The following is a 12362-nucleotide window of genomic DNA, read 5'->3' as shown; positions in this document are numbered from 1 at the left end:
GTTTCCGATTCGAAGACGAGAGTATCGCCATGAAGGCACTGACCAAGACGACCCGGTCGATCAAGCCGGCCGAAGTCGAGAAGAAATGGCACATCGTGGATGCCGAGGGACTGGTCGTCGGCCGCCTCGCCGCGATCGTCGCCAACATCCTGCGCGGCAAGCACAAGCCGAGCTACACCCCCCATGTCGACTGCGGCGATCACGTGATCGTGCTCAACGCCGACAAGGTGCGGTTCACCGGCAACAAGCTGACCGACAAGAAGTATTACAAGCACACCGGCTATGCCGGCGGCATCAAGGAAACGACCCCGGCCAAGGTGCTGGAAGGCCGTTTCCCCGAGCGCGTGCTGGAAAAGGCGGTCGAGCGCATGATCCCGCGGGGGCCGCTGGGCCGCGCGCAGATGAAGGCGCTGCACCTTTATGCCGGCACCGAGCATCCGCATGACGGGCAGCAGCCCGAGGTGCTCGACGTCGCTTCGATGAATCGCAAGAACAAGGTTTCCGCGTAATGGCTGACGAAAAGAACACGGACGAGACCCCGCAGACCGAGGGTCAGACCGAAAACAAGAACCAGGCCGTCGAGCAGAGCGCGGTCGAGGACAATGCCGAGACGGTGGCGACGCAGGGCGCTTCCGCCGACAACGAAGGTGCGAACGCCAAGAAGAGCGTCGGCGACCTGTCGGACCTCAAGGACATTGCCGGCGATACCCCCGATGCCGACGCCGCCGCGGTTGCGCAGAGCACCGCGCCGCTGCGCGAGCAGGAGCTCGACAAGCAAGGCCGCGCCTACGCGACCGGCCGCCGCAAGGATGCGACCGCGCGTGTCTGGCTGAAGCCGGGCAAGGGCCAGATCATCGTCAACGGCAAGGACCAGGAAGCGTATTTCGCGCGTCCGACGCTGCGTCTGATCATCGACCAGCCCTTCGCGATCACCGATCGCCAGGGCCAGTACGATGTCGTCGCGACCGTCAAGGGCGGTGGCCTTTCGGGCCAGGCCGGAGCGGTGAAGCACGGGATCAGCCAGGCGCTGGCGAAGTACGAGCCCGCGCTGCGCAGCACGGTGAAGGCCGCCGGCTTCCTCACCCGCGACAGCCGCGTCGTCGAGCGCAAGAAGTACGGCCGCGCCAAGGCGCGCCGCAGCTTCCAGTTCTCGAAGCGCTAAAGGCTTCTCAACCCTATCACCAAGAGAGGGCGGTCCTTCGGGGCCGCCCTTTTCTTTTGTGCGCGCTCTTCGTCACACGCCCTCACGTCTCTGGCCCTGTTGCCAAAAAGCCATAGCAATACCGCGTCACGACAGTGTCACGATAGCGCCGGAAACCGGTAATATGCCGGTCGTAGCCGGGCCCCGAAATCAAGAAACAGGGGCCACTCGATGGGATATCGCACTCGCTTTCTCGCTTCCACCGCCGCTCTGGCATTCGCCGCCTGCGCCTCGCCGGCGATTGCCGGCGACATTGCCGGCAGCGTCTATGACGCAGGCGAAACGGTCGCGCTGCAGGCGGCGCAGGTCCATCTGCTGGAGCTCGATCGGGCGGCGGTCACACAGCGCGACGGCAGCTTCTATTTCGCCGATGTCCCGGCGGGCGAATATACGCTGGAAATCAGCTATATCGGCGCACCCGCGGTGCAGCGCACGGTAAGCGTGCCCGCAACCGGCACGGTGCGGATCGACGTCCTCCTCGGGGCCGACGATCACGAAATTCTCGTCATCGGACAGAGCGCCAACCTCGCTAGCGCCCTCAGCCGGAAACGCGCGGCAGACGGCGTCAGCGATGTCCTCACGCGCGACGCCATCGGTAACTTCCCCGATCAGAATGTCGCCGAATCGCTGCGCCGTCTGCCCGGCATCAACGTCCTCAACGATCAGGGCGAAGGGCGCTTCGTATCGATTCGGGGTCTGGACCCGGATTTGAACGCGACTTCGCTCAACGGGGTGCGGGTTCCTTCGCCTGAATCGGATGTCCGATCGGTCGCGCTCGACGTAGTTTCGAGCGACATCATCGAATCGATCGAGGTGAAGAAGTCCCTCACTCCCGACATGGATGCCGACACCATCGGCGCCTCGATCGAGATCAACACCACTAGCGCTTTCGACCGCAAGAAGCGGCTCCTGACGGCCAAGATCGAAGGCAGCTACAACGATTACGCCGATTACCTGTCGCCCAAGGGCAGCGTCGACTTCTCCACCCGGATCGGCGACGATTTCGGGATCACCGGCGGCATTTCGTATTACAGGCGCAAGTTCGAGACCGACAATATCGAGGCCGATAACTGGGAGGATGCAGGCGACGGCCCGTTCCCGACCGAGGTCCAGTATCGCGACTACGATGTCGAGCGCACCCGTATCAGCGGCACGCTGGGCGCGGACGGACGGCTCGGCGATTCGACCGAGCTCTATGTCCGCGGCACCTTCAGCCAGTTCGACGACCAGGAATATCGCCGCCGCACCACCTTCGACCTGGGCGATTTCGACGGCGGCCCGTCGAGCCAGACCGCGACCGGCGCGACCTTCAGCGACGACGACGAAGAGTTCACGATCGAGCGCGACCTGAAGGACCGCTTCGAACGCCAGCGCATCCTCTCGGTCGTGCTGGGGGGCAAGAGCCGCTGGGAAGGGTTGTTCAGCAATTACTCGGTCAGCTATTCCAAATCGTCGGAGCGGGAGACGGGGTCGCTCGATCCGGTCCAGTTCGACCGCGACTTCGATGGCGACGGGGTGACCGTCGCCTTCGACTATAGCAATCCGCGCATACCGCTCTACAGCTTCACGAGTGGTGCTGCGCTGGCGACCGATCCTGCGGAATACAGCCTGAAGGATATCGAACAGACCGCCCTGTCCGATTCGCAGGACCGGGAATGGGCGGCGAAGTTCGACCTCGGGCAGGATTTCTATACCGCCAGCGGCACCTTCACGATCCAGGCCGGATACAAGGGACGCTGGCGCAAGAAGACCTACGACAAGCAGGTGAATTTCTGGGAGTATGACGGCCCGGGCGATTTCACCCTGGCCGATGTGCTGGGCAGCCAGACCTACCGCATCACCAACATCGAACCGGTCGCCGGTTTCGACGCGCCGCGCGATTTCTTCGAAGGCAATCTCTCCGACTTCGAATTCCAGGCGATTGATTCGCAGTATGATTCGGCGGTCGAGGATTATCGCGCAGACGAGGAGATCCAGGCGGGCTACGCTCTCGCCCGTTACGAAAACGATCGTCTGCTGCTGATCGGCGGCGTGCGCTACGAGCACACGGCGAACGAGCTCTACGGCAATCAGGTCAACCTGTTCGAGGACGGCCAGACCCTGCCGGATGGAACCACCGCGACCGACGACACGGTCATCATAACGCCGCGCCGCATTGATCGCGATTACGGGCAATGGCTGCCCAGCGCCACGTTGCGGTTCGAGGCGGCGGACAATTTCGTCACTCGACTGGCCGCCTATCGCAGCCTGGTGCGGCCCAAGCTGTCGCGCCTCGCCCCGCGGTTCGAGATCGACGAGGACGACGAGGCGGTGATCGGCAATCCCGACCTGCTGCCGTACAAGGCGTGGAATTTCGACGCGAGTTTCGAATACTACATGAACTCCAACGGCGCGCTGACCGCCGCGGTGTTCTACAAGGATATCAAGGATTACGCCGTCGATGTCGTGATCGACAGCCCGGGCACGCTGCAGGGGATCAACTTCGAGGAAGCCGAATACACGGTCAACGGGCCGAGCGCGGAGGTCTACGGCCTCGAACTCGGCCTTTATCAGAGCCTCGATTTTCTGCCCGGCCTGCTCTCCGGCTTCCTCGTCCAGGCGAACTACACTTACACCGACGCGACCGGATCGATTGTTGATGGCGACATCAGCGATGTCGGCTCGGTCACGAACTATCGCGACATCCCGCTGCCCACGACGTCCAAGCACACCTTCAATGCGGTGCTCGGTTACGAGAAGGGGCCGGTCAGCGTGCGGCTCGCCGGAACCTATCGCAGCAAATATCTCGACGAGATCAATGGCGATGGCCCGGACTACGATCGCTATGTCGACGATCACTTCCAGCTCGACCTCAGCGCCAAGCTGCGGGTGACCAAGGGCATCCAGCTGTTCTACGAATGGGTGAACATCAACAACGCGAAATATTTCGCCTACAACCGGCTGGGGGGCGCGCAGAACCTCTACCAGTACGAGCAGTATGGCTGGACCATGAAAGGCGGCGTGAGGGTGAACTTCTGATGCGCAAGGCGATATATCTGGCGGCATCGTGCGCATTCGCGTTGGCGGGCTGCGCGACGAACCCCGTCACCGGCGACCCTGCGGTGACGGTGCAGGCGATCGGCGAGACCGAGCCGGTCGGCACGGCCGACGAGGACGCGGCCGACGATCCGGCGATCTGGCGCAATCCGGCCGACCCGGCCGCCAGCCTGATCGTCGCCACCGACAAGAAGGCCGGGCTCTACGTCTACGAACTCGACGGCAAGCGTCGCAGCTTCACCGACGCCGGGCGCGTCAACAATGTCGATGTGGTCGATATGGGCGAGGTCGCAGGCATCGTGGTCGTGGCCAGCGACCGCACCGACCCGGCGAACGCGGTATTCCGCATGTGGCGGCTCGACCCCGCGACCGCCGCGCTGACGCCGATCGGCTCCAGCGCAGTCGGTGCGGGCGAAGCCTACGGCATCTGCGCGATGCGCGCGGGCGATCGGTTGCGCGTCGCCTCCATCATCAAGGATGGCCGCATTGTGGAGCGGGAAACCGGCTTCCTTAAAGGCAACATCGCCCCCATCGGCACGCAATCGATCGATCGCAAGGTGCCGACCCAGGCCGAAGGTTGCGTGTACGACCCGCGCGACGGCACCCTGTATGTCGGCGAGGAGAACGCCGGCATCTGGCGTTTCGACAGAGGCGCACGTGAAGGTACGCTGGTCGCTCCGGCCGACAACCGCATGCTGGTCGCCGATGTCGAGGGACTCGCCATGATCCCCGAGGGCGAGGATGGTGGCTGGCTCGTCGCCTCCAGCCAGGGCGACAATGCCTATGCGGTTTTCGCCCTGCCCGGCATGGAACCGGTGGGTCGCTTCCGCATCGGCGCGGGCGCTTTCGGTTCGACCGAAGAAACCGATGGCATCGGCCTGATGCCTGGCAGCTTCGGACCGAAATATCCCGACGGCCTGTTCGTGGCGCAGGACGGCGATAACGCACCCGCGGCGCAGAACTTCAAACTGGTACGGTGGGACGCGATCCGCGCGGCGCTGGGGATCGACTGACTTCGAGGACGAAGGCTTAGTGAACCGGCGGGTCGGTAAGCGGCACCCGTCCCGCCGGGGCCACCGGTTCGCCGGGCTCGCGTGGCGGCATCGCGTCTTCGGGAACGTCGTCGATCTGCATGTCCGGAGTGGGTAGCGCTTCCAGATTGCGGACGATCACCTCCAGCCGCTCCCCGTCCCAATGCAGTTCGTTGAAGCCGGGGGGCGTCGAGCGGGTGCGTTTCGACAGCGTGCCCGCGCCGATCATTCGGACCGGACCGGCTTTGGTCTGCTCGACGATGTCGAACGCGTCGTGGACGTGGCCGGACAGCACGCCGACAACGTCGCGCTTCGCCAGTTCGCGCAGGGCCTCTTCGCCGTTCTTCGTCAGCGCGGTTCCCGTGGTCCCGACTTCGCGCAAGGGGTGATGGCAGGCGACGATCGCGCGCATCCCCTTCGGCAGGGTGTCGATCGCGCGCAGGCATTTTTCCAGTGCGGGGCGCGTAATCCAGCCCTTCGACCAGTTGAACCGCGGCTGCCAGCGGCGGACCGTCTTCAGCGGCACGATCGCAATGCCGGGCAGGTCGAGTTCCTGCTCCACCTTGTCCTCGATTCCGCGGAACCGCTTGTAGGGGGTAAGGAAGCGCTCGATCGGGTTGAAATAGGGCAGGTCGTGATTGCCTATCTCCACCGTCACCGGAACGTCCAGCCCGCGGATCCAGGCGCATGCGGCATCGAATTCGTGGTGGCGGGCCCGCATGGTGAGGTCGCCGGTGATGGCGATCGCATTGGGCCGCTGCGCTGCGATCTCGTCCTTCAGCCAGTCGAGCGCGCGATTGTCCTCCAAACCGAAATGGATGTCGGAAATGTGAAACAGCAGTGTTTGACTCATGCCTTGACCGCTATCAGCTTTACCGGACAGCGATCCACCGCGAATTCGACTTCGGCGGCCCCGCAGGTGGGTTCGCCATCGAAGGAAAGCTGCAATTGCTCGCCTTGCGCATTCGCCAGCACGATCCGCTCGGCATGGCCGAGGACTTCGTGCGGCCCGTCGCGGAAATGCCGCGTGGCGATGGCGAAGCCCTGCCGGATGTAGCCCCCGATCGTGTCGGCGGTGTAGCCGACGATGCGGATGCCATCCTCCCGGTCCAGCGGGACGAGCTCGATCAGCGGATACCCCTCGCTTCGCCCCAGACGCGGCTCGCGGCACAGCACTTGCGGGCCGTTCAGCGTGTGATCCACCGCATCGCTCGATTCGTTGAGCAGTTCGCCCAGCGAGCCATCGCGCATGGTTTCGCGGACATGATACCATTGGACCCCAGGTCCTGCCGAAATGCTGACGAGGGACTGCCCCTCGTCCGAGCGAATAATCGGCGGACAGACCAGCTTGGCCTTTCCATCGGCCAGCGTGCGGACGATGTCACCGGCTTCCGCCTCGCCATGCAGGCGATGGCACAGCAGGTTCATCGTCCCGCCCGGCAATGGCAGGACCGCCCCAGCCCAGCCCGATAGTGCCTTTACCGTGCCGCTGATCGTGCCGTCGCCTGCGAACACGGCGACGCAATCGATACCGTCGGCATCGAGCTCGGCGGGCTCCGGCAGGTCCTGGTCCGGACAGGTGATGCAGCGCGCGACGGTAAGCCCGGCATCCGCTAGGTCCGATCGCAGCGCGTCCACCGCATCTTCGCTGTAGCTGCCGCTGGCGTCGTTGATGATCAGGCAAAGTTTGCGCGGCACCTTCGCAGGCCCCGTCGCGGTGTAATGCATCTCTTCCATCATAAGCGATCCGTCAGAATGAGCCATGCGGCGAACCCGTTCAGCGCCGAATAGGCGCAATAGGCCCACAATACCCATGTCCAGCCGGTACTCGCCAGCAGCATGGCGGCGAGCAGGACAAGGAATTCGGTCAGCAGCGTGGCCTTCCCGCCGACCATGTGGACATAGTCCGGAACCTGGCTGAGCATGCGGTGCCCGCTTTCCAGCACCGCCTTGTGCATCGCGAAATTTCCGATGCCGAGCAGGAAGATAGCGACGATCGCCATGATAGATCGATATGGCCGCCGACCGGAAAGGTTCCGCCGCGACGCCGAGAGCACCCGGCTGGATCGATCAGGCGAGCAGCTTCTCTCGCGCGATCTTCTCCTTCCACCGGGCCGGTGCCAGCTTGTGGACGTTGTTCCCCGCTGCATCGACCGCGACCGTCACCGGCATGTCCTGCACGGTGAATTCGTAGATCGCCTCCATGCCCAGATCCTCGAACGCGACGACCTTCGCTTCCTTGATCGCGCGGGCGACGAGATAGGCCGCACCGCCGGTCGCCATCAGGTAGGCGACCTTGAACCGGCTGATGACCTCCACCGCGTCGGCCCCGCGCTCCGCCTTGCCGATCATGGCGAGGAGCCCGAGATCGAGCATGGTTTCGGTGAACTTGTCCATGCGGGTGGCGGTGGTGGGGCCAGCCGGGCCGACCACCTCGCCCATCACCGGATCGACCGGGCCGACGTAATAGATCGCGCGGCCAGCGAATTCGACCGGCAGCGCCTCACCGCGGTCGAGCATGTCCTTGATCCGTTTGTGCGCCGCGTCGCGCCCGGTCAGCATCCTGCCCGACAGCAGCAAGCGGTCGCCATGGTTCCAGCTCTCGACCTCTTCCTTCGTCAGATTGTCGAGATCGACTCGCTTCGCCGAGGAGTCCGGTGCCCACTGCACTTTGGGCCAGGCAGCCAGATCGGGCTTCTCGAGAAAGCTCGGCCCCGAACCGTCGAGCGTGAAATGCGCATGACGGGTGGCGGCGCAATTGGGGATCATCGCCACCGGCTTGCCCGCGGCGTGGCAGGGCCAGTCCCTGATCTTCACGTCGAGCACCGTAGCGAGGCCGCCCAGCCCCTGCGCGCCGATCCCTTCCGCGTTGACCGCATCGAAGATATCGATTCGCAGCTGCTCCAGCTCGCTTTGCGCCCCGCGCGCCTTCAGCTGGGCCATGTCGATCGGCTCCATCAGGCTTTCCTTGGCGAGGCGCACGCAATGCTCCGCCGTGCCGCCGATGCCGATTCCCAGCATTCCCGGCGGACACCACCCCGCGCCCATGCTGGGGAGCTGTTCGACCACCCAGTCGACGATGTTGTCGCTGGGGTTCATCATCTTGAACTTGGACTTGTTCTCGCTGCCCCCGCCCTTTGCCGCGACGTCGATCGAAACCGTGTCGCCCGGCACCATCTCGACCGACAGCACGCACGGCGTGTTGTCGCGCGTATTGCGCCGGGTGAAGGCCGGATCGGCCAGGATCGAGGCGCGCAGCTTGTTGTCGGGGTGGGTGTAGGCCTGCCGCACCCCCTCATCGACCACCTCCTGCAAGGAACGATCCGATTCGAGGCGGCAGTTCTGGCCCCATTTGACGAACACGTTGACGATGCCGGTATCCTGGCAGATCGGCCGGTGCCCCTCGGCACACATGCGGCTGTTGGTCAGAATCTGGGCGATCGCGTCCTTCGCCGCCTCGCCCTTCTCCGCCTCGTAGGCATCGCCCAGCGCGCGGATGTAATCCATCGGGTGGTAGTAGGAGATGAACTGGAGCGCGTCGGCCACGCTTTCGATTAGATGCTCTTCGGTGATGGTGATCATGCTGGGTGCCTTAGCGGCTACACCAGCAGCGGCAAAGAGGCCCGGACGGGCCAATTCGCTTGGCCTGCCATGCGCCGCAAGCTAGAGACCATTGACGTGCTGTATTGCACGTGTAACACACGCTGTCAGAGACCCAGATGATCGATTCCGCCGCCCGCACCCTTGATTTCGCCGCCGCCCGCCGAGCGATGATCGATAGCCAGCTGCGCACCAGCGGCATCAACGATCCCGCCGTGCTGGACCGCATGGGCACCGTCCCGCGCGAGGATTTCGTGCCGCCCGCCGCGCGCGGCTATTGCTACATGGACCGCGCCATTCCGCTCGAGGACGGCGGGATGCTCGCCCCCCCTCCGGCCCATGGAATGATGCTGGAGGAAGCGCGGCCGAAGAAGACCGACAGCGTCCTGGTCGTAACCAATGGCAGCGCCTATCTCGCCGCCCTGCTGCGCCCACTGGTTGCCTCGGTCGAGACGATGTCCGCAGCTGAGGCCTTCGAATACAAGGGCCGCAAAAGCTTCGATCTGGTGCTGGTGGACGGCGCGATCGAACATGCGCCCGCCGCGCTGGCGAAGCTGGTGGCGGAGGATGGACGGCTCGTGACCGGCCTGGTCGATCGCGGCCTTCCCCGCCTGGCGCTGGGTCGCCGCAGCGGCAAGGAACTGGCCCTGCTGCCGATCCAGGACATCGCGCTGCCCCGGCTTCCGGCGTTCGACAAACCGAAGGGCTGGAGCTTCTGAACATGTCGCGTGGGAGGGGGATTGCCGTGTTGCTGGCGGGGGCCGCCATCTGGGCGACCCCGGCGCACGCCGACACGCTGCGCGAGGCGCTGCTTTCCGCCTATCTCGACAATCCGACGCTGGAAGCGGCGCGGGCGCAGCAACGCGCCGAGGACGAGAACGTGCCCATCCAGAAGGCGCAAGGTCGGCCCAACGTGTCGGGCACCGGGCAATATGTCGAATACGTCAAGACGAGCAGCAACAGCTTCAATTCTCCCAGCCGCAGCTTCGGCGCCAATGTCGATCTGGCCGTGCCGATCTATTCGGGCGGGGCGGTGAAGAATTCGGTCCGCGCGGCGGAAACCCGCGTGCAGGCGGGCCGCGCCGACCTGCGCGCGACGGAGAGCGCGATCTTCAGCCAGGTCGTGGCAGCTTACATGGACGTGTTGCGGGCCCAGGCGCTGGTTGGGCTCAATACCAATCAGGTCGAGGTGCTGAGCGTCAATCTGCAGGCGACCAGCGACCGTTTCGAAATCGGCGAGCTGACGCGCACCGACGTGGCGCAGTCACAAGCCCGCCTCGCGCTGGCGCAGGGGGATCTGCGCAACGCCCAGGCCAATCTGATCGCCGCGCGCGAAACCTACATCCAGCTGGTCGGCGAAGCACCGACCGATCTCCAGCCTCCGCCCCCTCTTCCCAACCTGCCCGATTCGGTCGAGACAGCGGTGGACGTCGCGCTCGAAAGCAATCCCGACCTAATCGCCGCACGCGAGCGCGCCGATGCCGCCGATTACGATATCGATGTCGCCGGGGCCGGCCGCTATCCGCGCCTTTCGGTGTTCACCAGCGGCGGATATGCGAACTATCTCGGTAGCGCGGGAAGCCCGGTCATTCCCGTGGTGACCCAGGCGCAGACCACCGCCTCCGCCGGGGTCCAGTTCACCATTCCGATCTTCCAGGGCGGGCTGCCCGCCGCGCGCCAGCGACAGGCGCAGGCGCGTGCCGGAGCGGCATTGGAACAGGTGGTCGCGACCGAACGCGACATCATCAGCCAGGTGCGCGCGGCATGGTCCAGCTATCGCGCGGCGCTACAGATCATAGAAAGCTCGCAAGTCGCGGTCGATGCCGCCGACTTGAGCCTGGAGGGGGTGCGGGCGGAAAATTCCATCGGCAACCGTACCGTGCTGGAGGTGCTCAATGCGGAGCAGGAATTGCTGAACGCGCGCGCCCAGCTGGTGACCGCCCGGCGCAACGCCTATGTCGCCGGGTTCTCGCTGCTGGCGGCGATGGGCCGGGCTGAGGCGCGCGACCTCGGGCTCGACGGTGGTGTGCTTTACGACCCGGTGACGAACTACGACCGGGTCCAGGGCAAATGGTGGGACTGGAGCCGGGATTCCGATCCGCAGACCCAGTCGACGCGAACGGTTGACATTCCCGCGCAGACTGCGGAAATTCCCGAGGATGCGGCGGCCGAGATGGAGTCCGCCCCAGTCCAGGGGGATTAGAGCATGCCTCACCATTCAGAGGCCTCGGTCGAGGAAATTCTCGAATCGATCAAGCGGGTGATCGCGCGCGATGCCCCGCCGGTCCGCGGGGCTCGCCCCGCCTCCGAGACACCCGAACCCGCGGGCGAGGAAGAGGCGGAAGATGTTCTCGACCTCGGCGCGAGCGATGTCCTGGACGAAGAGATCGGCGCGGGCGCGGACAACGAGGAAGAGCCGCCCCTGACCACGGAATCGGCGCGCCATGCGATGCGCGACAATCTGGCGGCACTCGCCATGCTGGCAGAGCCGGGGGCGAAGCCGCAGATCGTGCGCTCAGGCGAAACCTCGCTTGAAGGTCTCGCGCGCGAAATGCTGCGCCCGATGCTGGCGCATTGGCTGGACGAGAACTTGCCCCCGATGGTCGAACGGCTGGTGCGCGAGGAAATCGCGCGGATTGCGCGCAAGGAAGATTGATCCCGGCGCTTGCGGGTGCGATGCCCTGCCCTACATTGCCCTGGTAATGAGCAGCGACAAGAAGATGCGCAAGGCGCAGCGCGCCTTTGCCAAGATCGGCGGGGACGCGATCGAACGGCACATCTTCCTGTGCTCGATTTCCGAGAAGCAGAAATGTTGCGATCGCGACACCGGCAAGGCGGCGTGGTGCTACCTGAAGGGGCGGCTGAAGGAGCTGGGCCTGGCCGGGCCTAAGCGTGCCGATGGGACCGGCGGGGTGCAGCGGACCAAGGCGGACTGCCTGCAAGTCTGTGCCATGGGGCCGATCGCGGTCGTCCATCCCGGCAATGTCTGGTATCATTCCTGCACCGAACCGGTGCTGGAGGCGATCATCCAGCAACACCTGATCGGTGGCGAACCGGTCGAGGAATTTCGCCTCCGCGCTCCGACCGACTGACGCGCCCGGCCCCTAGTCGCCTCGGGTGCGCTCTTCTTCCAGCCGGTCGTCGATCGATGCGTCGTGTCCGGTGCCGTTGGAAAGAAAGACCAGGCCCATCAGCGCGCCCGTCAGCATCATCGAAGCGGTGATGCCCAGGCCCACCGCGATGAACAGGTGGATCGAGAGGTTCTCCACCCGCAGATAGATCAGGGTCATCGCGATCCCGACGACCGCCACCGTCACCGCGAACATGAAGCGGAGCAGCCTGCGATAGCGCGCCCAGGCGAAAGCGGCGTTCTCGGGATCGTCGAGGGGTGACTTCGATTGCATGGTCGCGCGTGCTTCCTCGCTCGCGATTCGCCATCGCGGTCGCGCCGTGGCATCATGGGTCGCGACCGCTCGGGCATGGGAAGGGAGAGA

At 64.9% G+C, this 12362-nt stretch carries 13 protein-coding genes; 8 read left to right on the top strand and 5 right to left on the bottom strand.

The genetic code is table 11. The features are described from left to right. Positions 1-29 precede the first annotated feature (29 nt). From rplM to MKP08_RS03775, 4 genes are all read left to right on the top strand, one after another. The gene (rplM, locus tag MKP08_RS03790; RefSeq protein WP_215229367.1) at positions 30-509 is read left to right on the top strand and encodes a 50S ribosomal protein L13; all 480 of its coding nucleotides are present in this window, start codon (positions 30-32) and stop codon (positions 507-509) included. 185 nt (positions 510-694) lie between these two features. Continuing rightward, entirely contained in the window at positions 695-1162 is a 468-nt protein-coding gene (gene rpsI, locus MKP08_RS03785) for a 30S ribosomal protein S9 (protein WP_215229701.1), read from the top strand. Positions 1163-1372: 210 nt separating this feature from the next. Next, the gene (locus MKP08_RS03780; protein WP_241554949.1) at positions 1373-4219 is read left to right on the top strand and encodes a TonB-dependent receptor; all 2847 of its coding nucleotides are present in this window, start codon (positions 1373-1375) and stop codon (positions 4217-4219) included. Next, the gene (locus tag MKP08_RS03775; RefSeq protein ID WP_241554948.1) at positions 4219-5250 is read left to right on the top strand and encodes a phytase; all 1032 of its coding nucleotides are present in this window, start codon (positions 4219-4221) and stop codon (positions 5248-5250) included. Before MKP08_RS03780 ends, MKP08_RS03775 begins: the two co-directional genes overlap by 1 nt. Before the next feature lie 16 nt (positions 5251-5266). Here MKP08_RS03775 and MKP08_RS03770 read toward each other — a convergent pair whose 3' ends face one another. From MKP08_RS03770 to MKP08_RS03755, 4 genes are all read right to left on the bottom strand, one after another. Next, positions 5267-6121 (bottom strand): metallophosphoesterase, encoded by an 855-nt coding sequence (locus tag MKP08_RS03770; RefSeq protein WP_241554947.1) that lies wholly within the window; start codon positions 6119-6121, stop codon positions 5267-5269. Beyond that, on the bottom strand, positions 6118-7032 hold the full coding sequence (locus MKP08_RS03765; RefSeq protein WP_241554946.1) for a diacylglycerol kinase family protein: 915 nt from the start codon (positions 7030-7032) through the stop codon (positions 6118-6120). Before MKP08_RS03765 ends, MKP08_RS03770 begins: the two co-directional genes overlap by 4 nt. After that, positions 7005-7271 (bottom strand): hypothetical protein, encoded by a 267-nt coding sequence (locus MKP08_RS03760; RefSeq protein ID WP_241554945.1) that lies wholly within the window; start codon positions 7269-7271, stop codon positions 7005-7007. The genes MKP08_RS03765 and MKP08_RS03760 overlap by 28 nt, the downstream gene beginning before the upstream one ends. 67 nt (positions 7272-7338) lie before the next feature. Next, positions 7339-8850 (bottom strand): fumarate hydratase, encoded by a 1512-nt coding sequence (locus tag MKP08_RS03755; RefSeq protein ID WP_241554944.1) that lies wholly within the window; start codon positions 8848-8850, stop codon positions 7339-7341. Between the two features lie 137 nt (positions 8851-8987). On the opposite strand from MKP08_RS03755, the gene MKP08_RS03750 reads away from it, so the two are divergent. From MKP08_RS03750 to MKP08_RS03735, 4 genes are read left to right on the top strand one after another with little or no spacing between them, the layout of a single operon-like run. Then, entirely contained in the window at positions 8988-9587 is a 600-nt protein-coding gene (locus MKP08_RS03750) for a protein-L-isoaspartate O-methyltransferase (protein ID WP_241554943.1), read from the top strand. A 2-nt stretch (positions 9588-9589) separates the two neighbouring features. After that, positions 9590-11071: a TolC family outer membrane protein gene (locus tag MKP08_RS03745; RefSeq protein ID WP_241554942.1), complete on the top strand. Its 1482-nt coding sequence runs from the start codon at positions 9590-9592 to the stop codon at positions 11069-11071. 3 nt (positions 11072-11074) lie between these two features. After that, on the top strand, positions 11075-11524 hold the full coding sequence (locus MKP08_RS03740) for a DUF2497 domain-containing protein (protein WP_255750424.1): 450 nt from the start codon (positions 11075-11077) through the stop codon (positions 11522-11524). A 46-nt stretch (positions 11525-11570) separates the two neighbouring features. Then, complete coding sequence (locus MKP08_RS03735) at positions 11571-11960, top strand: ferredoxin (protein ID WP_241554941.1); 390 nt, start codon at positions 11571-11573, stop codon at positions 11958-11960. 12 nt (positions 11961-11972) lie between these two features. Here the strand turns inward: MKP08_RS03735 and MKP08_RS03730 are convergent, their stop codons facing one another. After that, complete coding sequence (locus tag MKP08_RS03730; protein ID WP_215229378.1) at positions 11973-12272, bottom strand: hypothetical protein; 300 nt, start codon at positions 12270-12272, stop codon at positions 11973-11975. Between the last annotated feature and the right edge of the window lie 90 nt (positions 12273-12362).

The sequence above is a fragment of the Erythrobacter sp. LQ02-29 genome (assembly GCF_022576075.2).
In the GTDB taxonomy this organism is placed as follows: Bacteria; Pseudomonadota; Alphaproteobacteria; order Sphingomonadales; family Sphingomonadaceae; genus Alteriqipengyuania.
Note: the sequence above shows the minus strand (reverse complement) of the source record. Positions and strands in the feature narration are given on the sequence as shown.